23 protein-coding genes, 2 tRNA genes and 1 pseudogene are annotated in these 26,864 nt (G+C 40.7%); 19 read left to right on the forward strand and 7 right to left on the reverse strand.

What is annotated here, in order from left to right; translation table 11 throughout:
• Positions 1 to 2: 2 nt before the first annotated feature.
• The 3 genes and pseudogenes from ACVS9P_RS03730 (at position 3) to ACVS9P_RS03740 (ending at position 6,644) form a co-directional block, all read left to right on the forward strand.
• A complete protein-coding gene (locus ACVS9P_RS03730; RefSeq protein ID WP_452104300.1) occupies positions 3 to 3,095 on the forward strand; it encodes a restriction endonuclease in 3,093 nt (1,030 codons plus the stop codon).
• 2,350 nt (positions 3,096 to 5,445) lie between these two features.
• Positions 5,446 to 5,565 (forward strand): annotated as a pseudogene (locus ACVS9P_RS03735) (SEC-C metal-binding domain-containing protein); the annotation flags it as partial.
• A gap of 320 nt (positions 5,566 to 5,885) precedes the next feature.
• Positions 5,886 to 6,644 carry a hypothetical protein gene (locus ACVS9P_RS03740; RefSeq protein WP_452104301.1) on the forward strand — a complete coding sequence of 253 codons (759 nt, stop codon included), beginning with the start codon at positions 5,886 to 5,888 and terminating at the stop codon, positions 6,642 to 6,644.
• A 435-nt stretch (positions 6,645 to 7,079) separates the two neighbouring features.
• Here ACVS9P_RS03740 and ACVS9P_RS03745 read toward each other — a convergent pair.
• Both ACVS9P_RS03745 and ACVS9P_RS03750 read right to left on the reverse strand, forming a co-directional pair.
• A tRNA-Ser gene (locus ACVS9P_RS03745) sits at positions 7,080 to 7,169 on the reverse strand.
• Between the two features lie 48 nt (positions 7,170 to 7,217).
• A tRNA-Ser gene (locus tag ACVS9P_RS03750) sits at positions 7,218 to 7,306 on the reverse strand.
• Between the two features lie 274 nt (positions 7,307 to 7,580).
• Here ACVS9P_RS03750 and pta point away from each other — a divergent pair.
• From pta to ACVS9P_RS03800, 10 genes are all read left to right on the forward strand, one after another.
• Positions 7,581 to 8,555 (forward strand): phosphate acetyltransferase, encoded by a 975-nt coding sequence (gene pta, locus ACVS9P_RS03755; protein ID WP_452104663.1) that lies wholly within the window; start codon positions 7,581 to 7,583, stop codon positions 8,553 to 8,555.
• A 183-nt stretch (positions 8,556 to 8,738) separates the two neighbouring features.
• The gene (eno, locus tag ACVS9P_RS03760; protein WP_452104302.1) at positions 8,739 to 9,986 is read left to right on the forward strand and encodes a phosphopyruvate hydratase; all 1,248 of its coding nucleotides are present in this window, start codon (positions 8,739 to 8,741) and stop codon (positions 9,984 to 9,986) included.
• A 183-nt stretch (positions 9,987 to 10,169) separates the two neighbouring features.
• The gene (locus ACVS9P_RS03765) at positions 10,170 to 10,538 is read left to right on the forward strand and encodes a GntR family transcriptional regulator (RefSeq protein WP_452104303.1); all 369 of its coding nucleotides are present in this window, start codon (positions 10,170 to 10,172) and stop codon (positions 10,536 to 10,538) included.
• Complete coding sequence (locus tag ACVS9P_RS03770; protein WP_452104304.1) at positions 10,535 to 11,284, forward strand: ABC transporter ATP-binding protein; 750 nt, start codon at positions 10,535 to 10,537, stop codon at positions 11,282 to 11,284. The genes ACVS9P_RS03765 and ACVS9P_RS03770 overlap by 4 nt, the downstream gene beginning before the upstream one ends.
• Entirely contained in the window at positions 11,278 to 12,132 is an 855-nt protein-coding gene (locus ACVS9P_RS03775) for a hypothetical protein (RefSeq protein WP_452104305.1), read from the forward strand. The genes ACVS9P_RS03770 and ACVS9P_RS03775 overlap by 7 nt, the downstream gene beginning before the upstream one ends.
• Before the next feature lie 15 nt (positions 12,133 to 12,147).
• The gene (locus ACVS9P_RS03780; RefSeq protein WP_452104306.1) at positions 12,148 to 12,360 is read left to right on the forward strand and encodes a zinc ribbon domain-containing protein; all 213 of its coding nucleotides are present in this window, start codon (positions 12,148 to 12,150) and stop codon (positions 12,358 to 12,360) included.
• A 131-nt stretch (positions 12,361 to 12,491) separates the two neighbouring features.
• Positions 12,492 to 13,415: an ABC transporter ATP-binding protein gene (locus ACVS9P_RS03785; protein ID WP_452104307.1), complete on the forward strand. Its 924-nt coding sequence runs from the start codon at positions 12,492 to 12,494 to the stop codon at positions 13,413 to 13,415.
• Positions 13,394 to 14,194 carry an ABC transporter permease subunit gene (locus tag ACVS9P_RS03790; RefSeq protein WP_452104308.1) on the forward strand — a complete coding sequence of 267 codons (801 nt, stop codon included), beginning with the start codon at positions 13,394 to 13,396 and terminating at the stop codon, positions 14,192 to 14,194. The genes ACVS9P_RS03785 and ACVS9P_RS03790 overlap by 22 nt, the downstream gene beginning before the upstream one ends.
• A 170-nt stretch (positions 14,195 to 14,364) precedes the next feature.
• Positions 14,365 to 15,204, forward strand: a complete 840-nt coding sequence (locus ACVS9P_RS03795) for a PHP domain-containing protein (RefSeq protein WP_452104309.1) — start codon at positions 14,365 to 14,367, stop codon at positions 15,202 to 15,204.
• Positions 15,205 to 15,248: 44 nt separating this feature from the next.
• On the forward strand, positions 15,249 to 15,506 hold the full coding sequence (locus ACVS9P_RS03800) for a TIGR03905 family TSCPD domain-containing protein (RefSeq protein WP_452104310.1): 258 nt from the start codon (positions 15,249 to 15,251) through the stop codon (positions 15,504 to 15,506).
• Positions 15,507 to 15,599: 93 nt separating this feature from the next.
• Here the strand turns inward: ACVS9P_RS03800 and ACVS9P_RS03805 are convergent, their stop codons facing one another.
• Positions 15,600 to 15,767 (reverse strand): hypothetical protein, encoded by a 168-nt coding sequence (locus ACVS9P_RS03805; protein WP_452104311.1) that lies wholly within the window; start codon positions 15,765 to 15,767, stop codon positions 15,600 to 15,602.
• Between the two features lie 156 nt (positions 15,768 to 15,923).
• Between ACVS9P_RS03805 and ACVS9P_RS03810 the strand changes: the two genes are divergently transcribed.
• The 3 genes from ACVS9P_RS03810 to ACVS9P_RS03820 are packed head-to-tail and all read left to right on the forward strand — an operon-like array spanning position 15,924 to position 18,093.
• Positions 15,924 to 16,388 (forward strand): UvrB/UvrC motif-containing protein, encoded by a 465-nt coding sequence (locus tag ACVS9P_RS03810; protein WP_452104312.1) that lies wholly within the window; start codon positions 15,924 to 15,926, stop codon positions 16,386 to 16,388.
• Positions 16,381 to 17,397: an ATP--guanido phosphotransferase gene (locus tag ACVS9P_RS03815; RefSeq protein ID WP_452104313.1), complete on the forward strand. Its 1,017-nt coding sequence runs from the start codon at positions 16,381 to 16,383 to the stop codon at positions 17,395 to 17,397. Before ACVS9P_RS03810 ends, ACVS9P_RS03815 begins: the two co-directional genes overlap by 8 nt.
• A 36-nt stretch (positions 17,398 to 17,433) precedes the next feature.
• A complete protein-coding gene (locus ACVS9P_RS03820) occupies positions 17,434 to 18,093 on the forward strand; it encodes a hypothetical protein (RefSeq protein WP_452104314.1) in 660 nt (219 codons plus the stop codon).
• Positions 18,094 to 18,139: 46 nt separating this feature from the next.
• Here ACVS9P_RS03820 and ACVS9P_RS03825 read toward each other — a convergent pair whose 3' ends face one another.
• Positions 18,140 to 19,114 carry a S1 RNA-binding domain-containing protein gene (locus ACVS9P_RS03825; protein ID WP_452104315.1) on the reverse strand — a complete coding sequence of 325 codons (975 nt, stop codon included), beginning with the start codon at positions 19,112 to 19,114 and terminating at the stop codon, positions 18,140 to 18,142.
• Between the two features lie 104 nt (positions 19,115 to 19,218).
• Here ACVS9P_RS03825 and ACVS9P_RS03830 point away from each other — a divergent pair, with 104 nt between their 5' ends.
• Together ACVS9P_RS03830 and ACVS9P_RS03835 are read left to right on the forward strand one after the other, a co-directional pair.
• Positions 19,219 to 20,097: a peptidylprolyl isomerase gene (locus ACVS9P_RS03830; RefSeq protein WP_452104316.1), complete on the forward strand. Its 879-nt coding sequence runs from the start codon at positions 19,219 to 19,221 to the stop codon at positions 20,095 to 20,097.
• 128 nt (positions 20,098 to 20,225) lie between these two features.
• Entirely contained in the window at positions 20,226 to 21,845 is a 1,620-nt protein-coding gene (locus ACVS9P_RS03835; RefSeq protein ID WP_452104317.1) for a CTP synthase, read from the forward strand.
• A 141-nt stretch (positions 21,846 to 21,986) separates the two neighbouring features.
• Here ACVS9P_RS03835 and ACVS9P_RS03840 read toward each other — a convergent pair whose 3' ends face one another.
• The 3 genes from ACVS9P_RS03840 to ACVS9P_RS03850 are packed head-to-tail and all read right to left on the reverse strand — an operon-like array spanning position 21,987 to position 25,176.
• Positions 21,987 to 23,960 carry a DUF2207 family protein gene (locus ACVS9P_RS03840; protein ID WP_452104318.1) on the reverse strand — a complete coding sequence of 658 codons (1,974 nt, stop codon included), beginning with the start codon at positions 23,958 to 23,960 and terminating at the stop codon, positions 21,987 to 21,989.
• Between the two features lies 1 nt (position 23,961).
• Positions 23,962 to 24,510: a LemA family protein gene (locus ACVS9P_RS03845; RefSeq protein ID WP_452104319.1), complete on the reverse strand. Its 549-nt coding sequence runs from the start codon at positions 24,508 to 24,510 to the stop codon at positions 23,962 to 23,964.
• 36 nt (positions 24,511 to 24,546) lie between these two features.
• Complete coding sequence (locus ACVS9P_RS03850; RefSeq protein ID WP_452104320.1) at positions 24,547 to 25,176, reverse strand: redox-sensing transcriptional repressor Rex; 630 nt, start codon at positions 25,174 to 25,176, stop codon at positions 24,547 to 24,549.
• A 935-nt stretch (positions 25,177 to 26,111) separates the two neighbouring features.
• Between ACVS9P_RS03850 and ACVS9P_RS03855 the strand changes: the two genes are divergently transcribed.
• Positions 26,112 to 26,840, forward strand: a complete 729-nt coding sequence (locus ACVS9P_RS03855; protein ID WP_452104664.1) for a ClpP family protease — start codon at positions 26,112 to 26,114, stop codon at positions 26,838 to 26,840.
• The last annotated feature ends 24 nt before the right edge of the window (positions 26,841 to 26,864 follow it).

Genomic DNA, 26,864 nt, shown 5'->3' on the forward strand with positions numbered 1-26,864 from the left:
AATTGCAGGATAGAATAACCTTTCAGTTTGACGATAAGCTGGACTATCAAAAAAAGGCGGTAGATTCCGTTGTTGATTTGTTTCGCGGACTGCCTAAGAAAGCCAGTGGATTTTACTCAAATTTAAGTAGAGCAAAAAAGCTAGATGAGGGCAACCCAGTGCGCAATATTGAAATAGTGGGGGGAACCCGCCTACTTGAAAACTTGCGCTCCGTACAACTGCGCAACGGTTTGTTTGAGGACGATGAAATAAAAGGCAATAATTTTACAATTGAAATGGAAACCGGTACGGGCAAAACCTATGTATATTTACGAACCATTTTGGAATTGAACCAGCAATACGGTTTTACAAAATTTATGATTGTGGTGCCTTCCATTGCCATCCGCAAAGGGGTGGAAAAATCGATTGAAATGCTCAGCGAGCACTTTAAGAAGCTTGATTATAAAGATATTTTAAAACACAGCTTCGTGTATGACAGTAAAAATTTAAAAAATGTAAGCTGGAACTTTGTAGAAAACAAAGAGCTTTCGATTTGTATCATGAACATACAAGCATTCAATAAGGATACCAATAAAATTCGGACGGAAGATGAAGCCGGACAAAATCTGTGGGAGGATATCAAAGTAATTCGCCCTATTATCATCATTGACGAACCGCAGAAGATCGAGGGAACAAAAAAGAAAAAGAGCGCGTCTTTAAAAGCACTGGATGAGTTGAATCCATTGTTTACTCTGCGCTATTCCGCTACACATAAACGGCTCTATAATCAAGTGTATAAACTGGATTCTTATGATGCATTTCAAAAAGATCTCGTAAAGAAGATTGAGGTTAAAACAGTACACGGTACTGTAAGCAAGGATTTTCCTTATATCCGATATGTTGACTTTTCCGATAAAGCTCTCTCGGCAAAAATAGAAATTTTTTCTCAGACTCAAGGCGGAAAAATCCAATTTAAACTTTTTAAAGTGCGGGGCAATGCTTCGCTTTACGATCTTTCTGGAAATCTTTCACAATATTGGAACTATCGTGTGCAGGAAGACCCACATAAGCAGAAAACGCTTAAAATTGCAACACCGGATGGTATTGTTGAATTTAAAATTGGACAGTCCAATTTTGAGATCACGCAAACCGAAGCGGTACGTATACAAATCCGCCTTGCTATTCGAAGTAATATCGATAAGCAGATCAAAGTGCTGGAAAAAGGTAAAAAAATTAAAGTTTTAACTCTCTTTTTCGTTGATTCCGTAAACAAGGTACGTGATAACTCCGCTACGGATGGGCGTGGAGAATATCTGCGTATTTTTGATGAAGAGTATACCAAGATAATCAAAGAAAGCAAGTATCAGAATTTTTTTGAAGAGCACAAAAACTTGTTCCCGCAGTATAAAGATGCTCTTTCCGTGAGGGAAGGCTATTTTGCTATGGATAAGAATCAGAAAGCTGTCGATATTGAGGACTGGGACAGTTCGGTTAATGATACAGATGTTAAAGTTAAGGCAAAATCCCAGGAAGAGATCGATCGTGGCATTGAGCTGATTCTTGAACGCAAAGATGAACTGATATCCTTTAATGAACCACTTGCCTTTATTTTTTCACATTCCGCACTGCGTGAAGGTTGGGATAATCCAAATATTTTTACAATATGTGCACTAAAAAATAGCGGCAGTGAAATTGCTAAGAAGCAGGAAATCGGACGGGGACTGCGTTTGCCAGTTGATATCAATGGAGTGCAAAATAGAAAAGAAACAGATTTGAATGAACTCACGATTATTGCAAATGACAGTTATGAGCATTTTGCTGCTGCATTGCAAAAAGACTTTAATGAATCCATGCGTTTTAACAAAGATGAAGTAACGGAAGATATTCTTAAAAAAGTTTTATATAAAGCCGGAATCAATCCAGATAAAATCACTGATGAGCTTACAAGTATTCTTAAAGATGAACTTTTTTATGCGAGCATTATTAATACAAAGAATTTGCTGATCGGAAAACCTGAACAAAATGCAGAAAAACTAGATAAAATTAAATTTACAAACGATACTTTACATGAACATTCTATAAAAATCAAACAAGAATTCATAAAACAAATGATCGAAAAGGGGACACAAAAAATACCAATTAAAAACGGTGATAATGGCGATGTGGAAAACTATCAGTATTCTTATGTAAATGAAGGTGATTTTGCAGAAATACTGAGAACTTTGGAGCAAAGACTTTCAAAACGGACAATTTATACCACTGAAATTGATAAGGATACTTTTATTCAAAGTTGTATTGATGATATAAATGCTATATTGAAAGGTAGGCCAGTAAGAAATCTTTATTATGTGGAAACCGGTAAAGAAGAATTTAATAGTGTACAGAAAATGGCAATGACGAAGGCAAAAATTAAAGGAATTGAAAATATTGCTCAAAATGAAATTCACTCCAAAAGTGATTTTGAATTGTGCAATTATATCATGTATCATACCAATCTTCCGCGCTTTGCAATTTTTAAAATTTTGTGGGGCTTAGAAAAAAAAGATTTGCTTTCCAACCAGGATATATTAGAATTTGTTGTGGAAAGAATAAAAGATTTATTAATTGACGCAAAGGCAAATTCAAGCCAGTTAAGTTATGATGTGATTAACGGGTATTACTTTGATTCCCAGACAATTCTGGAAATGGACACTATCGACGAACAAATGCTTAACGATGCTAAAAAGCATGTTTATACAACAAATGAATCAAAGAGAAAAGCTATAAACAAATATTATCATGTAGATTCCGATGGCGAATATGATTTTGCACAATGGCTTGAAGATAATGACAACGTTTTGCTGTTTACCAAGATAAAAAAAGGCGGTTTTGTAATTGACACTCCCTATGGCAACTATTCTCCGGATTGGGCGATGGTTTATAGAAAAGGAAAATCAAATTTACGCCTTTGCTTTATTGTTGAGTCAAAGTTTGAGAAAAAAGGCAGAAATCTAATGGAAGAAGAAAAGTTGAAAATAAAATGTGCTAAGCTACATTTTAAAGCCGTATCACAGGATATTCAATTTGATTGGATTAACAGTATTGATGATTTTAAGACGAAGTTTAACGTTGAATAATAATTAAATAAACTTGGCATTATGTTTCATAGATTCACGGTAACTACAAATTACATATTTTGTTGACTTAATTCTTTTATAAGAAGTTTGAGACTATGAGGATGCAATGATGAAAATAAAAGCTGATGATTATTTTAACAATGGCTTGTTCGAAATAGCTCGTTTTGGCAAACAAACTGTGATGAAAAACATTATGACACCAGAGCAGCATCGTGAGTACACCCAGGAATTGAAATCAGATTATATGGGATTAAAGGAAAAAATAGATGCAAAGATTTTAGCTATTCGTGAAAAAGTAACGCATTGTAATCCCATTCAATTATTATCATTTTCGGCTGATATGTTTTTGAGGGATATGCTTGGCATCCAATCTGAAATTCAAGTTTCAAAGCAAGATATTCCAATAGAGAGAATGACAGAATACATTCAAAGTATTTTAGTTTCTTCACCTAATTACTTTATAGAAGATGAAGTATCAGACCCGAGTGAAATGTTCTATTCCATACAAAGTGATATTATTCAACTATATGCCTTAATAAATCGGTTTTATTTTAGTTGGGGAACTTCCCTTGAAGATTTACATCATGATTGGGATGAATCACTGATTAGGACTGTTGTAGAATCACAAATGTTATATCTTGTACGTGGGCAACGATATCAAGCCTTTGAAATTGAGTACTATGAAAGTCTGCTACTTATTCATAACGATGTTTTTCAAAGACTGTTTGATTTAAGCGCAACTGATATTATATCAGGAATAAAAAAACTTCAGCACTCGTTATCTCAAGGTATAATAGATGCCAAAAATAAACTTGAGGCACTCTTTGATGGGGTTCCCAATGATGAAAGTGTTGACTGTGAGAAATATTTTGAAGATCATCATGATGACTTTGAAAGGCTTTACAATGAGAGTGTTGGCACAAAATTACGCGAAGTAATAACTGTAACGAGTTGGAACGAGAAATTTGTAAAAGAGCTATCATATGGTTTTAATGATGATAAAAAATTTTTTGGAGAATCCGAATTTGCTGGATGGCCTGTTATTGATTTACCTATTCAAAAACGCCCTTTTATTAAAATTGGGGATAAATATTATTGCTTTGACTACTACTCGTTTATGGATAATTTCTATAGAGCTATCCAAAAAGCAGTCACACGTATAGAGCCGGGGTATTTGTGGAAAGACGGTCAGCAAAAAGCTAGTGAAAAAATGGTTGAAGATATATTCAAACAAATTTTACCGAATTGCTTGACATATCGAAACAATTATTATCCTATCAATGGGTCAACTAAGCACCTTACTGAAAATGATTTAATTGTTGTATATTCAAAAGTTCTGATTATTGTAGAAGTAAAAGCAGGATCTTTTGTATATACTCCACCGTTAACAGATTTCGATGCTCATATAAGATCGTATAAAAAACTAATTGAAGACCCAGATTTGCAATGCAAACGCACATATGATTATTTGAAAAGCACTGATTCACCAATTATTTATGATAGAGAGAAAAATGTTAAACTTCAACTAAACATGTCGGATATTTATGATATTTATATGATGTCAGTAACGGTAGACAATATAAATGATTTTGCTGCACGGGCAGAAAAGTTAAATTTTTTAAATTTGGGTTGCAATGCAATAAGCATTTCTGTAGATGATTTAATGGTCTATAGAGAGTACTTTCAATCACCACTTCAATTTCTACATTTTTTAAAGCAAAGGAGATTGGCAACTCAAAATAAAAAACTTGCATTAAGCGACGAATTAGATCATTTAGGCATGTATATAGCACATAATTATTACACATTTCAAACGGATATAGCTCCCCAAAATGCTTCCATCCGTTTTTATGGATATCGAGAAGCCCTAGATCAATATTTTGCTAGCCTTTACAACCCGCAATTTCATTTTGAAAAGCCTCTGCCTAAAATACCAGACTTATTTCTGAAAATTATAAATTATTTAGAACAAGCAGATATTGAAAATAAAGTGGAAATTGCAAATTATTTATTAGATTTTTCTTTTGATGCAAAAAAGGGACTTTGTGAGCAAGTAGGTTATACTATTCAGAGACAACTGAAAAGATCATGTCAGATAGCCATTAATGCAGCCGGTACGGGAGATTCGTTAAGATACACTTGCTTTGTTAATCAGCCCAGGATTTCTTTGTTTTCTGATAGCCAAAAAAGAGAATATGTTTTATCTTCTCTGCTTTGGAATCAGGATCCTGAACGAATATTGTTGGATTTATATTTTGACACAAATAAAACATTTTGCAAGTTGATCTTCAAAAAATATACAGAAAAAGATATTTCAGAAAATGAAAAAAGTGACTTGTATATGAAAGGAAAGCAACGTGCAACTAAGCGCATTGAAAAATATAAATTATCACACCCTGGAAAAATAGGGAGAAATCAACCATGCCCTTGCGGCAGCGGAAAAAAATATAAAAAATGTTGTGGACGTTAATGCAGAGTATTGCTAATTTCAATCACATTAATTTTCAGATCAATTGTTAATATAAAATGTATTTTTGGGGTGAGAGTATTACTTCTTTTACTATAAACTTTTTCAAAAGCCAAAATTTTGAAAGCTCTGCTAGAACAATATCCCAATATTTTAGTATTGACTATGAAGATGTAATTCATGAACTATATCCAAATTATCAAAGAGATTATAATCTATGTTATTTTATCAAAAAATTTAGAATCGATATGAAGCGTCAGTTCTTTGATAAAACATATATTACATGTAGGCATGCGATGACTACATGTGATGGATTAGAATATATGAGAAAAAAAGGACTACTAAATTTAAGGCAGATGCTCGAAAATGAAACTCCGCTATCCGTATTTTTATTAAAAAATGGTATCAGTGTTAATATAGACAAGAAAACAATTTATTGTGAAGGAATAAGTTATCCAATTCTACATAGTGACGAGCGATGCTCTAAATGTATTTTTAAGGAATATCAATGTAAATCTTTTTTCAATAATAATTTGCCTGATTATAAAAGTTGCGATTACAGAAATAAGTTGAATCTCTTAGAAGTTAAACTCTATTGTGATAAATGTGAAACAGAAGTTTTTATTAATGGAACGTTGGAAGATATATATAGATATAGCTCCATAAGATATTCTCCTGAGATACTCAATACCATAAATAATATTACTTGTTTTTATAATCGTAAAACAGGAAGTTTGCAAAGCAAGTGGATGAATATACCAAATAACAAATACTACATCCTTGAATTTGATAGCGAAATTAATAACTTTGAATGTATAAGTACAAATCACATGTGTGATGGATATGGAGAAATCAGTGATATATTACAACATTTTGGATACGACGAAAGTGACTTCATTGATAATAATGTAAATCCTATACTGTATCAAAATTTATTTATTTTAAAAGGACTGATAAACAACTTTATTTGGGGTGGTGCCCAAAAATATGGTCAGCTTTTTCCGGAAACCATTATTGAAGGAAATAATATTAGAGTGATAAGAAAACAAAATATAAATGATAGGGAAAAAGAGGAATTATAAAGGAAACAATGAAATATTTGTTTTTGACCTGTTGCTGCAGAGTTTCTAATTGCTATAAATCTGTCTAAGTAAAAAGATGGAAAACTCTGATATGTCATGCTTTGATATCTTAATGTTGCGGATAAAACAATTTAAAGCACTTTTTGACTTTGTACTTAATTGTCTTCCAACTAAAAAGAACCACCACCAACCATCCAATAAAAGGATAGTTGATGGTGATTTTTGTATGTGAATATAATTCACATAAGAATAAATTTATTTTTATATTATCTTCTTGCTTACAGCCCAGCAATTTTTTCGAAGCAATAAAACAATACAGTAAAACCGAGTGGGAATAGGAGTGGGAATAGGAAGCAATTTTTATTAATTAGGAGTGATAATAATCAACATTTATCAAAAAAGAAAAGCCGCATAAACTCAGCGTTCATGCGGCTTTGGCGGAGAAAGTGGGATTTGAACCCACGCGCCGGTTACCCGACCTACTCCCTTAGCAGGGGAGCCCCTTCACCACTTGGGTATTTCTCCAAGGTGAATTAAAATCATTTATATCAAATTTTTCAATCGAATTGGCAGTGGCGGAGAGGAAGAGATTCGAACTCTTGGTCCCTCGCGGGATCACTGGTTTTCAAGACCAGCTCCATAAACCACTCGGACACCTCTCCTTACAAGACGAGATTTATTTTATCATAAAAGGGATTCGCTTGTCAAGAGATTGAAAAAAAATATTAAAAAATTGTGCAAAAATTCAAAAAGAAAATAAAAACGAAAAGGGCAGATAAAAATCGATTCTTTACGAAAAGATCAATTCTTTTCCAGACAGGCACTTTACTTTTATGGGAAAAAACGCTATAATCATCTTGCAAGAATTGTCCAAGTTGACGATAAATTCACAAACGGAGGAATCAAGTAATGATGACAGAGTCAAAGGGCAGCGGTATGCTGACTAAATTGATTAAAAACCTGAAAAAAAATCCTCGTCGGATTATCTTTACCGAAGGGGAAGATCATCGTATTCAAGAAGCGGCATCCCGCCTGAAAAAAGAAGGATATCTGACGCCGATTATGATTGGTAATCCCGAAAAGGTACAGGCTGCAGCGAAGAAAAACGGAATCGACATTGATGGAATTGAGATTGTTGATATTAAAACATTCCCTAAATTTGATGAGTTCGTTGCAAAAATGGTTGAACTGCGCAAAGGAAAAATGGATGAGGCTGCATGTAGAGCGGCTCTTTCTAAATCCAACTATTTTGGCACCATGTATGTAAAAATGGGTTATGCCGATGCACTTTTGGGCGGTGCGACTTATTCTACTGCAGATACGGTTCGTCCGGCACTGCAGCTCATTAAAACAAAGCCCGGTAACAAGATCGTGAGCAGCTGCTTCGTTCTGAATCGTCCAAAGGCTGATGGCAGCGATGAAATGTATGTAATGGCAGACTGTGCTATTAATATTGATCCTTCTGATGATGATTTGGTTGAGATCGCTCTGGAATCTGCAAAGACCGCTCGTTTCTTTGATATGGATCCAAAGGTTGCGGTACTTTCTTACAGCACAAAGGGTTCCGGCAAGGGAGAGAGCGTGGATAAGATGCGTTCTGCTACTGAGAAGATTTTGGCTGCAAAACCAGACTTCGATGTAGATGGCGAATTCCAGTTTGACGCTGCATTCTCTAAAGAAGTCGGCTCTTTGAAGGCTCCAGGTTCAAAGGTTGCCGGTCAGGCAAACACCTTTATTTTCCCGGATATCAACGCTGGCAACATCGGTTATAAAATCGCTCAGCGCCTTGGTGGATTTGAGGCGATTGGGCCGATCCTGCAGGGCCTGAATGCACCGATCAATGACCTGTCCCGTGGCTGCAATGCTGAAGAAGTATACAAAATGGCAATTGTAACAGCTGGTATGGCTTGATCCTGTAAAAGATTTATATTTACTATTCTCAGTGGTTTCCTTTTATTTGAAGCAAATCTGTTTTATCGGAGCGTTTTAAGTAGGAGGGAGCCGCTTTTTATTATAAAAGCAATGGAAATTTGTATGATATGTAAATAATTGGGAATATTTTAAATAAATCTTATCTATTAGGGGGGAATCTCGATGAAAAGCCGAATTACAAAAATTACGGCGCGCTGGATTTTAGATAGCAGAGGCAATCCAACAGTAGAAGCAACGATGTTTTTAGCAGATGGAACTCACGCGAAGGCGGCAGTTCCAAGCGGGGCTTCTACCGGTCAGCATGAGGCAGTGGAATTGCGGGACGGCGGTGCGTTTTTTAATGGGATGGGCGTCAAAAAAGCAGTTCAAAATATTGAGCAGGAAATAGCACCGGCTTTGCATGGGATGGACGCCTGTGATCTGATGTCACTGGATGCTGCAATGTGTGCATTGGACGGTACCAAAAACAAGGAACGTCTGGGAGCCAATGCAATTTTAGCAGTCAGCATGGCAGCAGCCAGAGCGGCCGCAGCGAGCGGCGGACAGGCATTGTGGGAGTTCCTGCAGGAAGAAGAAAACTTCACAAGAACAAAGCCGCCGGTACCGTTTTTGAATGTCCTGAATGGTGGTGCTCATGCTGGAAATAAGTTGGATACCCAGGAATTCATGTTGGTGCCGCAGGGAAAAGATTTTGAGGAAAATCTGCGGCGCAGCGCGGAGGTTTATCATGCTTTAAAGAAAATTCTGCAAGAAAGAAATCTTTCTACTGCGGTGGGAGATGAGGGCGGTTTTGCACCGGAGCTTGAAAGTGATGAGGAAGCCCTTGACTGCCTGACAGAAGCGATACAAAAAGCAGGATATGAGCCCGATAAAGATTTTCAATTTGCATTGGATTTTGCAGCGAGCGAATGGGCCGATCAAGAAGGACATTATCTTCAGTCAAAGAGCGGCCATATTTTTACCACGCAGGAATTGGTGGAATATGAAAAGAAATTGATTGAAAAGTATCCAATCTGTTCTCTGGAGGACCCAGTTGGAGAGGAAGATTGGGAAGGCTGGAGAATGATCACAAAGGAATGCGGGGATCTGGTATGGCTGGTCGGCGATGATTTCTTTGTTACAGATTCTAAGAGGCTGCAGCGCGGCATTGACGAAAAATGTGCCAATTCGATTTTAATTAAGCTCAATCAAATCGGAACGGTTACCGAAACGCTGAATGCTATCCGCACAGCACAGTCAAATCAGTATCATGTAATTGTTTCGCATCGGTCGGGTGAAACAGCGGATACTTTTATTGCTGATTTAGCGGTGGCTGTTGGAGCGGATGCCTTAAAATCAGGTGCGCCGTGCCGCTCGGAGCGAACGGAAAAGTATAACCGTATGATGGAAATCCTTTCACCGCAAAAGTGAAATTTACTGGGAGAGGGCGACTGACGAACTTGTCAGCCGCCTTTTTATGCCTTTTTGAGAATGTTGCAGCAGTTAAAATTTTTTTAAAAAGTGCTTGACAATCAAAAGAGCCGAGTGTATTATTGTATTAAGTTGTTAATACAATTAAAAATAGAACTGGTGAAGACGAAAGGAGGAGAGACGATGGTATGGAAATTCACAGAAGATCGTCCAATTTATACGCAACTGGTTGAACAGCTTCAACTGCGGATTGCGATGGGGCAGTATCCTCCGGGAGGAAAATTTCCCAGTGTTCGTGAGTTAGCGTCTGAGGCTGCTGTTAATCCCAATACGATGCAGCGAGCGTTAACACAGCTGGAAAGCAGTGGCCTGATTTATAGCGAGCGTACCGCAGGAAGATTTGTAACAAAGGAGGCAGACCGAATTATGCAGATGAAAAAAGAGATGGCACAACATTTGATGACAGAATTTTTGCGTGGAATGAAAGAACTTGGTTTTACAAAAGAGCAGACGATTCGGCTGCTTCAGCAGATGGAGGAGGAATCAGTATGAATGAGCAATTAGAACAGACCGCCCCGATTCCACAGGTGCAGGGAGAGCATGCTCCTATATTGGTCTGTGAGCATCTGAGCAAATTTTATCCGCAGTGCCTGGCTCTTAATGATCTAAGCCTTTCGCTGCAGCCGGGCCGAATTGTTGGGCTTCTCGGCCCGAACGGAAGCGGAAAAACGACCCTTATTAAATTGATCAATGGACTTTTAACGCCTACCAATGGGCAGATCACAATCAGTGGAATGAAACCGGGCCCTCAGACAAAGGCGATCGTTTCTTATCTTCCGGATCGGAACAGCCTCCCGGAATGGATGACGACTGAAGAATTGCTTCATTTCTTCGCGGATTTTTATGCGGATTTTGATATTGGAAAAGCTCGTGAAATGCTTCAGCATTTGCACATCACAGAAAAAATGCGCTTGAAGACCATGAGTAAAGGAACCAAAGAAAAGGTTCAGCTGATTTTGACAATGAGCCGTGCTGCAAAGTTGTATTTGTTAGACGAACCGATTGGCGGGGTTGATCCGGCAGCCAGAGATTATATTTTGGAGACCATTATCAGCAATTACAGCAAAGATGCCTGCGTCATTATCAGTACTCATTTGATTGCAGATATTGAGAAAATTTTGGATGAAGTTTTGTTCTTAAATAGCGGAGTGCTTGTAATGCAGTCTAGTGTAGATGATATTCGGGAAAAAGAGGGTAAGAGCGTTGATGCGCTTTTCCGGGAGGTATTCAGATGCTAAGAAAGTTATTAAAATATGAATTAAAAGCAACTTCACGGACCTTCCTGCCGATGTATGGATTACTTCTTTTATTTTCGATTGCAATGCTGATTATGTTTAAGAATACATCCGGACCTTTTTCAACGACTCCCATGGTCCTCATTGGATTTTTGATCGGTATTGGATACGCTGCTTTAGTGACGGCAATTTTTGTGATGACTATCGTTATCAGCATCCAGCGCTTTAACCGCAATCTTTTAGGGCATGAGGGATATTTAAGCTTGACTCTGCCAACAACAATTGCGCAACATATCTGGGCAAAACTTTTGGTTTCCTGCCTTTGGGTAATCCTAAGCTGTATTGCTTTGGTGATTTCCGTTATGATCATGGCAGCGAATGACAATATGATGCGTGTCCTTTCGTCCATATTCTCTTCTATCGGTAAGGCAACTCAGATGTACGGCGGATCAGTTTGGGCTATGGGATTTTCTGTACTCGCTTTCATAGTCACATGCCTGCTGCAGTGCATTCTTGGCGTTTATATGGCAATCGCGGTGGGGTCTCTTTGCCCGAAGCATCGGGTGCTTACAGGAATCGGAGCCTATACGGTCGGCGGAATTGTGCAGGGCACTGTCGGCTATTTCTTCTTCAGAGGATTTGATCGAGCAACGAGTGCCGACGGTATCTTGGCAGGTTGGTTTCAAACGCTTTCTATAAGTGACAATTTCAGCCAAGTTGAGATCGATATTCGAGAGATGCATATGTTTTCGATTGCTCTAGGCAGTATGACAATCTTTTTCCTGGTGTTCTGTGCGATCTTCTTTGTAATTACGCATCAAATTCTCAAGAATCATCTGAATCTGCAGTAAAAAGGAGGAAGCTTCGTGGAACAAAAACAATATATTTGTCCCAAATGTGGGAATCAATCTTTTGAATCAGATCAATTTCAGGCAACCGGTGGGAATTTCGCAAAAATCTTTGATATTCAAAATAAGAAATTCTATACCATTACCTGTACGCAATGCGGTTATACAGAACTTTATAAGACAATGACTGACGAGGCGTGGAATATTTTAGACTTTCTGATTGGAAAATAATAAGCGGCAGCACTTCGGTATTTTTGAACTCGAAGTGCTGCTTTTTTTGGAAAAAGTGCGCAATGCGTTGACATTTGAAAAGAGGAGTCGTATTCTGGAACTATTAAGAATTTTGTTGAACGGGGGCTGTTATGGAAGCAATCCTTACAAAAAAACTTACAAAAATTTATTCGGAAAAAGTTGTTGCCTTAAATGACTTTTCTTTTACAGTTTCCGAGGGGACTGTTTATGGCCTGCTGGGCGGAAAAGGCGCCGGAAAGACAACTTTGGTAAAGCTTTTAAGCGGCCTCGAAAAACCTACTTCTGGAGAATGTACCATCCTAAATTGGAACCCGATGAAAGCACCCGAACAGATTCACCAGAACTGTGGAGTGTTAACACAGACGGCGGGATTGTATAAACAGATGACCGGATGGGAAAATCTGTTGTTCTTCGGAGGCGTCTCCGGACTAAAAAGAACAGAATGTGGAGAACGTGCAGCAGAATTGATGCGGGAATTGGATATTCTGCCGCTTCGAGATCAAAAAGTCTGGAGGTATACAACGAGTGAAGCACAGCGCCTATCGCTTGCGCGTGCACTAATGCATCGGCCGAGTGTGCTTTTATTGGATGAACCTGTCAGCGGACTTGATTCGGATACAGCATCTGCCGTGTTGAGCTTGATTTTTGGAATTGTCCAAAACGAGGGAATGACGGTTTTGCTTTGTACACGATTTCCACAGGAAGCAGAAGTTCTCTGCGAAAAGTTTGGGGTGCTGAGTCATGGATGCTTGATTGCGGATGGAGATTTAAATACGCTTTCAGAGAAAGCAGGCTGCTGGCCGAAAGCGGTACTGCGCGTTCCCGAAGAGGATCATCTGCAGGATTGGACTTTGCAGGAAGATGGTTTTTGGGGGAAAAAGATTCAAAATGAATCAGAAATGCCTGAAATTCTTCGTGAAATGGTAGCAAAAGGGCATGATATTTATGAGGCGCGGGTCATAAAACCGACTTTGACCAATATTTATAAAGCCCTTTTAGGAGGAATGACAGAATGCACAAAAGGCGGGCAGTAAAAACAGATAGAATTCTTATCAGAAAAGAGCTTACTGAAATCTGGAACGACCGTGTCGCGCGCAGTTGTATGATTATCATTCCGATTGTTTTGGCCTTGCTGATTCCAGGCGGATATCTTGCAATGCTGATGATTTTTCATCAGCACGCTCCTTTGGGAGAAGGACTGATGGCTCTTTTAACAACAAAAAATGAATGGATGAATGAACGGCAGGCTCTGTTTGCCATTTTCAGTCGGTATGTCTGTCCGATGTTGTTTTTAATGATTCCACTTCTTTGTTCCTGTATTACGGCGGCTTCCAGCTTTGTGGGAGAAAGAGATCGTCAAACGCTGGAATCTTTGCTTTTAACACCGGTTCGTACATCAAGAGTCTTTCAGATCAAGGCAATTTGCTGCATTATGATTTCTGCTGTTACTACGGTGATTTCTTTTGCTTTGATGGCTCTGGTGCTTTCAATCGGAGATATCCTTTTAAAGGTTCCGTTTTTCTTTCGTCTGGAATGGTTGATTGTGCTTGTTTTGATTGCGCCGTCGATTACGGTGTTGGGGACTCTTTTTACAGCCGCCGGTTTCTTTAAGAGCGGTTCTTATCTCGAAAGCATTCAGACCAGTGCATATCTGGCTTTTCCATTGACTTTGTGCTGTATTGTACCGTTTACTGGACTTTTGGCTTTTTCTGCGCATGTTCTTCTGATCTTCTGGGGAATCATATTGTTGGCAGATGTGATCCTCTGGTGGATAAACCGCCACTCTTTTCGAATTCAAAAGATTGCATTTTAAAGTAGAATTTGTTTTTTAAAGGGTCACCATTTTAAAACGGTGACCCTTATTCTGCCGAAGGACAAAAAACGTTTGTTGCAAAACTATAAAATTTGTATTATAATACGGATAGAATAAAAAAACAACAGTTAAATGTAAATTTTTAAAAAATAAAAAGGTGGGGTGATTGGGTGCCAGCAGATCTGCATTGCCATACCAAGATTTCCGATGGTTCTGTCAGTATTGAAGAACTATTGCAGCTTGCAAAACGGAAAGGGCTTAAAACAGTGGCAGTAACCGACCATGATACCTTTGCAGGAGCAATCAGGGCAAAGGTTTATGGAAAGCGAAATGAAATCGAAGTGATTCCTGGAGCAGAGTTTTCCACCGCCGATACCGAGACAGGAAAACGTGCTCATATTTTGTGCTATTTTTGTTCCAATACAGACCGTCTGGAGGGCCTTTGTAAGCATACCAGTGATGCACGCAGACGTGCGTCCTTAGTAATGCTCCAAAAAGTGATTCGTTTGTATCCGGTTACAGCAGAGATGATTATGCGCCGAGCACAGGGCAGCACTAATATTTATAAGCAACATGTGATGCACGCATTGATCGATGCCGGATGTACAGATGAATTTTATGGACCCGTTTATCGAAAACTTTTTGATCGTAAAGTGGGGCTTGCTTATAGTGCAGTTCATTACCCGGACACCCGCGATGTGATTAAGCGAATTCACGATGCAGGAGGAGTGACTGTTTTTGCTCATCCCTGCCTTTATGATGGATTTCCCCTTTTGGAGAAACTTGCATCGGAAGGGTTATTGGACGGCGTAGAAGTCAGCCATCCCTGCAATAAAGAAGACGATGAAGAAAAAGCTCGTGCGATTGCGCAGAAATATCATCTTGCAATGACCGGCGGCAGTGATTTTCACGGCATGTATACGAATCATCGGACAGAGGTCGGTGCCTGCCTGACGGAGGATGACCAAATTGAGCTGCTGAAAAAGCGTGCGGCAGCGCTCCGAAAATAATTCTTACCGGAAGATTTTCCATACTTTAAAGAGAGGGTTTTTCGATGAAATATAACTACAAAACAAAAGGAACTTGCTCTCGTGAGATCCAGTTAGAGCTTGACGGAGATCGGATACAGGATATGAAGGTCATTGGAGGGTGCAATGGAAATCTAAAGGGAATTTGCGCTTTGGTAAAAGGGATGAAAGCGCAGGACGTGATCGACCGCTTTTCTGGAGTGCGTTGTGGATTCAAACCTACTTCCTGTCCGGATCAGATTGCCAAGGCACTCCAAGAAGCATTGAAAAAGAAGGATATCTGAAAAGAAATCCTGAAGATAAAGAATAAGGGCTGCAGGAAGTATCTTCCGCAGCCCTTATTCATTCAAATTCTAGGAACTTGCAGATTAGTAGGATTAGCAGCCGCAATTGTTATTATTGCATCCGCAGCCATCGTTGCCACAGCCACCGCCACAGCCACCACAGCCACTGCCGCAGCCACTGCCGCCGCCACAGCATACGAGAATGATAATCAGAAGGATAATCCAACTGCATCCACTGAATCCACCACAATTATTGCACATAAAGTATTGCCTCCTTCTTTGTTTTACATGCCAGTATACGAAGAAAGCATAAAATGTGTGCATTGCTCACAGAGAAAAGAGAATTTCATAATTTTTTCACATTCTGGCAGTATACTAATTCCAACTTTAAAGAGATTTTGATTGGGAGGAACGATTATGCTATGTCAATCCTGCGGGGAACAAACCGCTACAATGCGAATCAAAGAGATTGTAAACGGTCGTTTGACAGAGTATGCAATTTGCGCTTCCTGTGCAAGGAGACTGGGATATAACACTTTGCTGTCCGGTTTAGGCAGAGGGTACGGCAGCATGTTGAGTGAATTTTTTGGAGACCAGCCGCCGGAACCGGAAAAGCGCTGTCCGCAGTGTGGGGCTTCCTTTGAAGAAATTGCAAGAACCGGCAGAGTCGGCTGCGCACTTTGTTATGAAGCCTTTGAGGAAGAATTGATGCCGCTGATTCAACGACTGCATGGAAATGAACTTCACTGCGGAAAATTTCCAGGCGAAAATTTGCCGCAGCCTCGTTTGCAGAGTCAGATGATTCCTATGCGTGAAATGCTGGAAAAGGCAATTCGGGAAGGAAACAAGAATCTTCTGAAGGGTGGAGAAAGCGATGCATAAATGGTATGAAAAATCCGGACCCGATTCAGAAACCGTGCTTTCGTGCAGAGTGCGTTTAGCGCGGAATTTTGCAGACCTTCCGTTCCCATCGAAGATGTCCCGCTCTGACTTGGAGCGCAGCCGAGAGAGGGTAAAAAGAGCGCTTTCTCTTTGCAGTAGGGCGCAGGATTACCGTTATATTCTGATGGAAGAAATGACGGAGAGCGAGGCGGTTTCCTTTGCAGAGCGGCAGCTTTGTACTCCTGAATTTATTGCAAAGACTTCCGGAAGAGCGCTGTTTTTCACTTCGGATGAAGGGGACAGCATTACGGTAAATGGCGCCGATCATTTGCGGATTCAAATTTTGAGAACAGGAAACCAGCTTTCTGAGGCATTAGAGACGGCCGATCAGTTAGATACTCAGCTGGATCGTAGCCTGCGGTTTGCGTTTCGCAGAGACCTTGGTTATCTTACGCAAAGTCCCATGGATCTGGGAACTGGCATGGTGGCGGGATTGCAGCTGCATTTGCCGGCTTTGGAACAACTCGGTGAGATGGATCGAATCTGTACAGATTTGATCGGGCTTGGATTCGTAATGCGCAGCCTTTATGGAGCGGATGCTGCCATTTATGAAATGCGTAATCGTATTACTCTCGGAATCAGCGAAACAGAGGCTGTCCAAAATCTTTCTGCTTTGGCAAAACAAGTGATTATGCGAGAAAAAAGTGCCAGAGAAGAGATGCTTTCACAGCCGCAAACACAGGAAAAAATCCGGGGTAGTCTGAGCACTTTACAGACTGCAAGAATTTTGCCACAGGAGGTATTCTTTGATTGCTACTCGAAGATACGGGTGGGGATTTTTGCAGGTTTAATTCGGGGACTGACTGCAGAACAGCTTGATACCTTAAAAATCGCGGTGCAGCCTGCAACTTTGACAGTGCAGGCAGGAAGAGAACTAGATGCTAAGCAATGCCAGATTCGCCGTGCACAGCTTATCAGCACGGCCTTACAAGGCGTTCGCCTTTGCTAAAAAGTTATTTATTTGTCATGAAAAGGAGTGTTTTTCATGGAATTGCATCAAAAAATAACGGAGAACGAAAATTTTGCGGCAGCACTTTTAGCACGTGCGGGAGTTTATATTTCTCATAATCCCTTAATGGACAGTAAGGCAGATCAGATGATTGCCGGATTTCGAACACAAAAAGAAATTTATCAGAAGGTGATTGAGCTTTGTTCTTCCTGTCATTCTTCCCTTTCGGAATATCTTTCCGTAATGGCATACAGTATGCTAGGCGAGGGGTATGAGGATGGTGTAATTCGTTGTGCAAAAGAATTTCTCAATACACCTTCTAATTGGAACAGCGGAAATGAAGAAATTTTAATCCAGGACGGAATCCGGAAGAGAAGAGCGGATTTGCGCCGCGGAGAAGTCTTAATGGCAATGGCAACAGCGGAATCTCAACAATCCTGCTATGTTTCGGCTTTAATGCATCAGAAACAAGCTTATGCGCTGATGCCTTATAGTGCAGAGGCCGCTGTTCGGTTGTCTCAAATTCTTCGCCACGAGGCTGGAACTGATGCCGCTGTAAAGTTTTTACAAGATCAGCAGCAGAGCGTTTTTTATCCGCCATTTCTCTATGTGGATGAAGAAGGAAAGCAGAAACACAATGATGCTTTTTCGAGAGACATTAAATCCGAATTGGAAAAGCTAAAAAAAGAATCATAAAAGAAGGGCGCCCCGCTGATGAAGACGGAGTGCCCAGTAATGATTTTTAAGGTGGATTCGGTGCATTTTCCGGTTTGGAAATAGAAAAATCATTTTGTTCAGGAGAAAAAATCGTTTCAATTCGTTTCGGACAGTCGGATGGAGAATAGATAAATCGATCCATATGACTGCCGCTGAAAAAGTATTCCGGCGGTTTCGGAGCCCATTCCTGATCAAAAGCGTCAATGATAACAAGCTTTACTTTCATGCGGGATGGAAGAATATTTTTGATGTAAACACTTGCCTGCTGTCCCGGCAGAATATTCGGACGGCTTTCGGCAAGCCCGGCTAAATTTGGGGTCAGTTCTACAAAAATCCCATAGGGCTCTACACTGCGGATCACGCCTGCAACGGTCTGACCGGGTGAAAAACGAGCGGCATTTTCTTCCCATGTTCCGAGCAGTTCTTTTTCGGTCAGCGTGATGCGGCCGTCTTCAATGCTTTTAACGACGGCTTTTAGATCCATTCCAACGCTAAAACGTTCTCGGGGATGATTAATTCGGGAAATGCTGATACAATCAATCGGCATTAGGGCGGAAATTCCGCAGCCGACGTCTAAAAAAGCGCCGAAAGGTTCCAGATGGGTAACCCGTGTATCGATGATATCTCCAGGATTAAGCTTGCTGAGATAGGATTCCATGCAAACGTTTTGTGCTTTTCTTCTGGAAAGAATTGCACGCTGTCCATTTTCGTTTTCTTCAATATCGGTTACGATGAAAGAGACAGGACGGTTTACCCGAGATAAAATTGCAATATCACGGATTTTGCCCTCACGAATTCCTATGGCGCCCTCTTCCCGCGGAATAATGCCGCGCATACATCCGAGATCGACGATCAGATCGTGATCAGAGGTGCAGACTAATGCGCGTCCCTCTAGAATTTTTCCTTCCCTCATAGCTTCTTTAAGAGATGCCGGACTGTTGAGCGCTGCACGATTTTCAATGCAGTTGATCAACCGTCCTTCTGGCTCAAATCCAAGCATTCTTTGACTACCTCCTTTTTTACTGCCGTTTCATAAATATGCGGAGAAAGAAGGGGGTATTCACAATGATTTTTTTAGAAAGTTAATGATCAGGAGGTTCTTACATGCGACTTACTAAATCTATTCCAATTTTTTTATCTTTGATGATCGGCTTTTCTATGACCGGCTGTGGTTCTTCATCTGGAAATTCTTCCGCAGCGCCTTCACAAGTTTCTTCAGGAGCAGTGTCTGAGAAGACGCAGTCAACGGCAAGCCAGGACTCGTCAACTAGCAGTCTGCAGCTTGGAGATCAATTACAGCTTCCTCAAAAAGGCGAGCAGATCGCGGTTCTGCAAACAAATTATGGAACCATAAAAATTCGGCTGTTTCCACAGGAAGCTCCAAAAACAGTTGAGAATTTTGTAGGACTGATTCAAAAAGGATATTATAACGGACTTACCTTTCACCGTGTCATGAAGGACTTCATGATTCAGGGAGGAGATCCGAAAGGAAACGGTACCGGAGGGCAAAGCCTTTGGGGCGGAACTTTTGAAGATGAATTCAGCGCAAACCTTGTTAATTTGCGCGGCAGCCTTTCGATGGCCAATAGTGGGGCCAATACAAACGGAAGCCAATTTTTTATCAATCAGGCAGGCCCGGTAAACTCCAGCGTGTGGAGCCAATATGAAAGTCTTTACAGCCAGCTAAAAACATATGACCAGTCTAAATGGCCTCAGATTGCAGCAAATCAGTATACCATTTTAAATACGGATTCTTTAACCGACACTTATAAAAAGCTTTATGAGAAACAGGGCGGAAATCCTTCTTTAGACGGTGCTTATAATGCCTTTACTCCAAAACGCGGGCATACTGTTTTTGGACAGGTATTTGAGGGGATGGATGCCGTAGATGCGATTGCGCAGGTAGAAGTAGACAGCACCTCCAAAAAGCCGAAGGCAGATGTTGTGATTCAAAAAGCCACGGTAGAACAATATAAGGGATAAACTTTCGATTATTAGAAAATGATGTTTTTGTCGAAAAGTCAGTCCTTTACATTGACAAGTGCATTGGTTGAGCGATATAATAACTTTAATTGTTTAAAAAAACCAATGGATTCAGATGGAGGGAAATCATGGCTGCAAAATTCATTTTTGTCACTGGCGGTGTGGTGTCCGGGTTGGGAAAAGGCATCACGGCGGCGTCTTTAGGGCGCCTGTTAAAGGCACGAGGTCTGCGGGTTACGATGCAGAAATTTGATCCTTATCTCAATGTGGATCCCGGAACGATGAATCCTTTTCAGCATGGAGAAGTCTTTGTAACGGATGACGGCGCTGAAACCGACTTGGATTTGGGACATTATGAACGTTTTATCGATGAAAATCTGAGCCAGAACAGCAATGTTACTTCCGGACGGGTTTATTGGAATGTGATCCAGAATGAGCGAAATGGTGATTACGGCGGTGGCACAGTTCAGGTGATTCCGCATATCACCAATGAAATTAAGGCGAGAATTTCAGCCGGCAAAGAAAATGTAGATGTTGCGATTATTGAAGTCGGCGGTACGGTCGGCGATATTGAAAGTCAGCCATTTTTGGAGGCAATTCGTCAATTCGCAACGGAAGTAGGCCGTCAGAACTGCCTGTTTATTCATGTTACGCTGGTGCCGTATCTTGCCTGCTCGGACGAGCATAAATCCAAACCGACCCAGCACAGTGTAAAAGAGCTTCTGTCGATTGGAATTCAGCCGGATATTATTGTTCTGCGTTCTGACCGAAAAATTGAGCAGGAAGTCAAAGATAAGATCGCTCTGTTCTGCAATGTGCAGAAAGATTGCGTGATCGAGAATTTGGATCTTCCCAGCCTTTATCAAGTGCCGCTGGCGCTCCATGAAGAAAAGCTGGACGATATTGTCTGCAAACGCTTTAGCTTAGATACTCATGGACCGGAACTGGCCGATTGGATTTCCATGGTTGATACGGTGACCTCTCTTAAAGAGAGCGTTAATATTGCACTGGTAGGCAAATATGTAGGACTGCATGATGCCTATTTGAGTGTGGCCGAATCGTTGGCACACGGTGGCTTCGGAAATAAAGTGAAGGTTAATATTAACTGGATCGATTCTGAGACCATTACAGAGGAGAACGTCACACAGGTATTAAAGAGTATGGATGGAATTTTAGTTCCAGGTGGCTTTGGACAGCGCGGAATTGAGGGCATGATCATTGCAATTCAATATGCGCGTGAGAATAAAGTGCCATTCCTCGGAATCTGTCTTGGAATGCAGCTGGCAATTATCGAATATGCACGCCATGTCATGGGACTTTCTGATGCCAATTCTGCCGAATTTGATCCTCAGAGCACGAACCATGTCATTGATCTGATGCCGGAGCAGAAGGATGTTGTTCAGCTTGGCGGAACCATGCGCCTTGGAAAATATCCCTGCAAGCTTTTGCCCGGTACCATGGCGAGTGAGCTTTATGATGGACAATCTTTAATTTCTGAGCGCCATCGTCATCGTTATGAGGTCAACAATGACTATCGTGAAGATATGGAAAAGCATGGCATGATTCTTTGTGGAAGAAGCCCTGACAATCATATCGTAGAAATGATGGAGTTGCCTAGAGATCAGCATCCTTACTATATTGGAGCGCAGTTCCACCCTGAGTTTAAATCTCGTCCCAATCGTCCGCATCCGTTATTTCAAGGTTTGATTAAAGCAGCAAAAGAACATCATATGGCTGCTGAAAAATAAAATAAAGGGCCGCCTGAAAGATTTCAGTCTTTCAGGCGGCCCTTTTAAAATCAACGGAGTTTCTTATTAAAGAATATCAAACGGGCAGAAATTCTAAGAAAGTTAGAATTTTTGCCCGTTGTTGTTTTTACGGAAGAATGATTATCGGCAGCCGCCGCCACCGCCACCAAAGCCGCCGCCGCCACCAAATCCACCAAAGGAACTTCCGCCGCCAAAACCAGAGCCGGTAGAAGAGCTGATAGAAGGATGTGCAAGACGTGTTGCAGCCTGTGTGATTTGATTCATCGAACTGGAGAACTGTTCTCCAAAATCGTAGTTGTAATGATAGAAATTTCCGTACCAGAAATAGGCGTACATCCAATTTCCACCTTGATAATCAGCATTATTGAGCTGTGGGTAAACCATTTTGAGCTGTTTTGCCACTCTTTTAGAAATTCCCATCATGGTGGCATAAACAAGATATTCTTCCCAAAGTGCCAACTGTGGAACTTCATATTCCTTCAGATTGGAAAAATCAAGCATGTATTTTTTAAGTCCATGCCATTGATCCCATTCTGTTTGGCCTGTTTTGGTAAGTCTCGGCTTTTTAGAGGAGCAAGAGATGGCGAGAATGATTCCGCCAATCAGCATACCCAGCGGGAGATAGATCATCGTCAGGTCGGCAGTGGTCAAAAGGACTACAAAGAGAACGATACCCAAAATAGCAACCATAGAGGCGATCGTTATGAAAACTTTAACCGCTTTTGGACGTTTTTCATACCAATCAGCCTTAGTGTGTTCGCGCTCTGCCGTTACCCAAAATCTGGAGATCAAAGAGTCAACAGAGACATACTGCTTTTTAGCATACTGTTTAAAGTCCTTCATGGAAAAAGAACCATTATAATGCTCTGCCACATTGCTAAATAATTGTTGGAAAATAGCTTCGCTTTGAGTCAGGTCTTCGTGAGCCTTATCGTCCGTAATTGAAATGCGAAATTCCTTCTCATTTGGGTCCGGAGTAAGGCTAACATAACCTTTGCGTGCAAGACTCAGGAGAGTAGCACTATAAACTCTGCCCTTTTGCTCCTGCGTCAGATCTACACCACCATCATAATAGTAGAACAGCTTGGCAATTCCACCTGGAGAAGCTTCTTTTGGAATCTCTCGATAATATTCCGGAGAATTGAGCTGATAAGGCTTAAAGTATTTTTTGCGGATATAAATCGTCAAAAAGATTGCCAGTACTAAAAACAAAATACCACCAATCACGTCAATATATCCGAGCCGTTTTTGCGTCTCTTGGTGCGCGATTGCTTTATCAACTAAAGCTTGTTCCTCTGCCGCAATTTCAGATTCTTTCGCCTCATTTATTTGTTTTGGCGATTGTGAAAACAGGGCTGCGGGCGCAAGCATTCGTAAGGCAACCATCGTTTCTTTCGGAATGTTGTCCAGAGAAAATGTGAGTCCGGTACCGTCCGGAAGGACCTTCCAAAAACCGGAGGCAGTGCTGTGAAGCCATGCGCGGATCTGGGTATTCGGATCAGAGACTGCCTGAGGCAGTCGAATGGTTCCGGTCAGTTTCGTGATTGGAAACGAAAATTTATCCGGTACAAATGTGTCAAAAATTTCTCCGACGTCCTGATAAACGTTCATTACATTGTGAATCGTATAGGAAAATGTGAAGGTACGGTTACCAGAAGTGAATTTTGGAGCAAACCAACCAACTTCAATCTGATTCCCAGATTTGTGCAGATAACAGGAGTTTTGCGGCCCTGTTACATTTTCAGGATTAATGTCACCGATATTCCGGTATTCAATCCCGCTATCCTCATCAAATACACTGTTTAGCGTGATTGAATCAGCAGAAATGCCATTGCTGCCGGCCATATCGAATGTCCGGTAAAAATTGGAGTATGCTTTGCTGCGCTCTGTTACATTGAGCGCCCACTTTTCTGTGACAAGAAGATCTCCATTTGATTGTGCCTGCGCATCAATCGTCATCTGCGTAACGGTTTGGCTGCCGCTACTGCTTGCAGAGGCGGAAATAGTGCTGCCCCAAAACAGAGAGCAAATTAAACTAAAGAGTAAAAAACTGAGAAGAGAAATTTTTGAAAATTTTCTTTTCATTTTTATCATATTAAAATTTCACCTGCGGTGTTTCGCGCTCTTCATCTGAAACTTCATAATACGGACGGGAATGGAAATGGAAAATGGAAGCGATCAAATTGCTGGGGAATTGTATGGTAAATTCGTTATAGCGCATGACGGTATCGTTATAGAACTGGCGGGAAATAGCAATCTTGCTTTCAATATCTTCGAGTTGTTTTTGAAGAGAAAGGAAGTTTTGATTTGCTTTCAGATCCGGATATTGTTCTGCCGTAGCAAACAGATTAACGATCGCATGGGAAAGTTGATTGTTTGCATCCATCAGTTCCTGCGGATTTTTGGCACTGCCGGCAGCGGCGCGCCATTTTACAACTTCTTCCAAAGTCCCTTTTTCGTGAGTGGCATAGCCTTTTACTGTTTCTACCAAGTTTGGAATCAGATCAAATCGCTTTTTTAGCTGAACATCTACCTGACTCCAGCCATTGTCTACTCGGACGTTTAATTTTACGAGGCGGTTATATGTTCCTGCAAACCAAAAAATCAGGATCAGAATGATAACACCAATAATAATCCAATACATAGAGATTCCTCCTTTTTAATGAAAAATCAGATGGGTTTAGTTGGACATTCGATAGCAAAGAGTCATCAGGCTATCATTTAAATGAACATTTTCCACCACAACATCCGGATAGCGCATTGCAATATCGTAATGGCTGAAGTTCCAAAAATTGCGGATTCCAACTTTGTAAAGATAGTCGACATTTTTCTGGGCGCAACCACGGGGAATACAGAGTACGGCTACATCAGGATGTTCTTCTTGATAGAAGCTTTCAAAAGTTTCCGTCATACGAATGGGAAGACCATCGGCGATTTTTCCGACTTTCAGGGGATCATTGTCAAAAATTCCGATCAGCTGAAATCCCATTGCTTCAAAAGACATATGGCTGGCGATGGCTCTGCCAAGATTCCCGGCACCAAAGAGAACCGCTTTATAGCAGTGGTCAAGACCTAGAATCTGGCGAATTTCAGAGCAGAGCTGATCTACCATATATCCGTAACCCTGCTGGCCAAATCCGCCGAAACAGTTAAGATCCTGACGAATCTGACTGGCGGTGAGCCCCAGACGCTTTGATAATTCCGTCGAAGAAATCCGGGTAGCGCCCTCTTTCTGCAGTTGGCGCAGAAATCGGTAATAGCGCGGTAGACGCCGAACCACCGACATTGATACATTTTCACGTTTCGGCATGAGCTTTATTTCCTCCTTGCAACAATCGTTGCTAAACATCTTTGTGTTTTCTCGAAAAATTCCCTGTGTTAACTCTGTACTTTTGGACAGTGTGTAATGTAAAAGGGAAATCTCCGGTCAACATCCTTTTTCCAATTCTAATTAAGAACACCTTTTTTAAAGTTTCGACTCCAAAAGATGGCGAGAGTGAAATTGGAATTGTTTTATTCTCCTTTTTAATTTATGAAAAGAGCGCTGAATAGTATCATTCTTTGGAGTGATTTCCGACCCTGGGTTTCATGAATTCTTGAAAATTTATCTCCCTAATTTTTAATACCTTTTGCCGCAAAAAAGAAAACACAGAATGCTTTTTTGGAGGAATGCTATCTGTCATTTTACCCATCTATGAGGATTTCTATTTTAAGGGATAATATCGTTTTAAAAAAGGCCCCAATTACAAAGATGAGAAACTAAACGGCAAGATTTAAAAAAGTATCTAAGATGGTTTTCCCTTTGGGCGGGGATGAATATTCGCGCTGCAAAAATTTTTATTTTTTTAGTGATCTTTAATGCTAGTTGGGAAGAACGGAAAATTATGATTTGAATTGAATTTTTCTGATTATCCGGTCATCAAAAATAAGATGATGAAGAATGATCCTTTCTGCAAGGGAGTCTTGTGTAATATTTACCTTTTGGTGTTTCGACAGAATAGACCCCTTTACTTTATTTATAATAACATATTATCTAATAAATTTATGCAGTTGTCAATCAATTAACACCGAGAAAATAATGAAAAAAGGAAACTCTTTTCCTTCTCTTGCACAGAGCGGGAGGGAATGTTATAATAAAGCGATTCCTATAAGATGATTTGCTTTTTTGAATGGGTCGGTTTTTTTAGGGCAGACTATCAGCTGGGAGGCGAATCTGTCTTGAAAAATAAACGGCCTTATGCATTAATGGATACGGATTCTCCGGAAAAAGAAGAAAAAGACGAAGACGAAGAACGTCGGGACGAGATCAGCGAAAGCGGAAGTGTTACGGCGGGAAAACCGGGGCATCGAATCCATTGTCTGACCATTATCGGCCAGATTGAAGGACATTTTATCTTAGCAAGTCAAAATAAGACCACAAAATACGAGCATGTGATTCCACAGTTGGTCGCGATCGAGGAAGCACCGGATATAGACGGCCTGCTGATTATTCTCAATACCGTCGGCGGAGATGTGGAGGCTGGGCTTGCACTGGCTGAACTGGTTTCTGGAATGAAAAAGCCAACAGTCAGTTTTGTGCTTGGCGGGGGACATTCAATCGGGGTCCCTTTAGCAGTCGCTGCAAAGCATAGCTTTATTGCACCAAGCGCTACCATGACCATTCATCCGGTCCGCATGAATGGCACATTGCTCGGAGTACCGCAGACATTGGAATATTTTCAGCGTATGCAGGAGAGAATCACACATTTTGTGGTGGAAAACAGCAAAATTACTGAAAAGCGTTTTATGGAACTCTCAATGAACACGAAAGAACTAGTCATGGATGTAGGAACCATTTTAGACGGTCCTGACGCGGTACGAGAGGGGCTGATTGATTCTCTTGGAAACTTATCGGACGCGTTGGACTGCCTTTATGGAATGATTGACAAGAGACGAAAGAAAACAGTTAGACCAAAAAATAAAGAAAAAAAATGAGGCGTTTTTACGCCTTACATAAGT

Source organism: Caproicibacterium sp. NSD3 (genome assembly GCF_053613275.1).

What these genes read in the sequence shown, in the direction of transcription:
- ACVS9P_RS03845 (WP_452104319.1), bottom strand. Translation starts at nt 24,510, where the DNA reads ATGTATTGGATTATTATTGGTGTTATCATTCTGATCCTGATTTTTTGG.
- ACVS9P_RS03825 (WP_452104315.1), bottom strand. Translation starts at nt 19,114, where the DNA reads ATGCTTGGATTTGAGCCAGAAGGACGGTTGATCAACTGCATTGAAAAT.
- ACVS9P_RS03835 (WP_452104317.1), top strand. Translation starts at nt 20,226, where the DNA reads ATGGCTGCAAAATTCATTTTTGTCACTGGCGGTGTGGTGTCCGGGTTG.
- ACVS9P_RS03810 (WP_452104312.1), top strand. Translation starts at nt 15,924, where the DNA reads ATGCTATGTCAATCCTGCGGGGAACAAACCGCTACAATGCGAATCAAA.
- ACVS9P_RS03840 (WP_452104318.1), bottom strand. Translation starts at nt 23,960, where the DNA reads ATGATAAAAATGAAAAGAAAATTTTCAAAAATTTCTCTTCTCAGTTTT.
- ACVS9P_RS03790 (WP_452104308.1), top strand. Translation starts at nt 13,394, where the DNA reads ATGCACAAAAGGCGGGCAGTAAAAACAGATAGAATTCTTATCAGAAAA.
- pta (WP_452104663.1), top strand. Translation starts at nt 7,581, where the DNA reads ATGCTGACTAAATTGATTAAAAACCTGAAAAAAAATCCTCGTCGGATT.
- eno (WP_452104302.1), top strand. Translation starts at nt 8,739, where the DNA reads ATGAAAAGCCGAATTACAAAAATTACGGCGCGCTGGATTTTAGATAGC.
- ACVS9P_RS03850 (WP_452104320.1), bottom strand. Translation starts at nt 25,176, where the DNA reads ATGCCGAAACGTGAAAATGTATCAATGTCGGTGGTTCGGCGTCTACCG.
- ACVS9P_RS03805 (WP_452104311.1), bottom strand. Translation starts at nt 15,767, where the DNA reads ATGTGCAATAATTGTGGTGGATTCAGTGGATGCAGTTGGATTATCCTT.
- ACVS9P_RS03765 (WP_452104303.1), top strand. Translation starts at nt 10,170, where the DNA reads ATGGTATGGAAATTCACAGAAGATCGTCCAATTTATACGCAACTGGTT.
- ACVS9P_RS03830 (WP_452104316.1), top strand. Translation starts at nt 19,219, where the DNA reads ATGCGACTTACTAAATCTATTCCAATTTTTTTATCTTTGATGATCGGC.
- ACVS9P_RS03740 (WP_452104301.1), top strand. Translation starts at nt 5,886, where the DNA reads ATGAGAAAAAAAGGACTACTAAATTTAAGGCAGATGCTCGAAAATGAA.
- ACVS9P_RS03770 (WP_452104304.1), top strand. Translation starts at nt 10,535, where the DNA reads ATGAATGAGCAATTAGAACAGACCGCCCCGATTCCACAGGTGCAGGGA.
- ACVS9P_RS03820 (WP_452104314.1), top strand. Translation starts at nt 17,434, where the DNA reads ATGGAATTGCATCAAAAAATAACGGAGAACGAAAATTTTGCGGCAGCA.
- ACVS9P_RS03800 (WP_452104310.1), top strand. Translation starts at nt 15,249, where the DNA reads ATGAAATATAACTACAAAACAAAAGGAACTTGCTCTCGTGAGATCCAG.
- ACVS9P_RS03815 (WP_452104313.1), top strand. Translation starts at nt 16,381, where the DNA reads ATGCATAAATGGTATGAAAAATCCGGACCCGATTCAGAAACCGTGCTT.
- ACVS9P_RS03855 (WP_452104664.1), top strand. Translation starts at nt 26,112, where the DNA reads ATGGATACGGATTCTCCGGAAAAAGAAGAAAAAGACGAAGACGAAGAA.
- ACVS9P_RS03785 (WP_452104307.1), top strand. Translation starts at nt 12,492, where the DNA reads ATGGAAGCAATCCTTACAAAAAAACTTACAAAAATTTATTCGGAAAAA.
- ACVS9P_RS03775 (WP_452104305.1), top strand. Translation starts at nt 11,278, where the DNA reads ATGCTAAGAAAGTTATTAAAATATGAATTAAAAGCAACTTCACGGACC.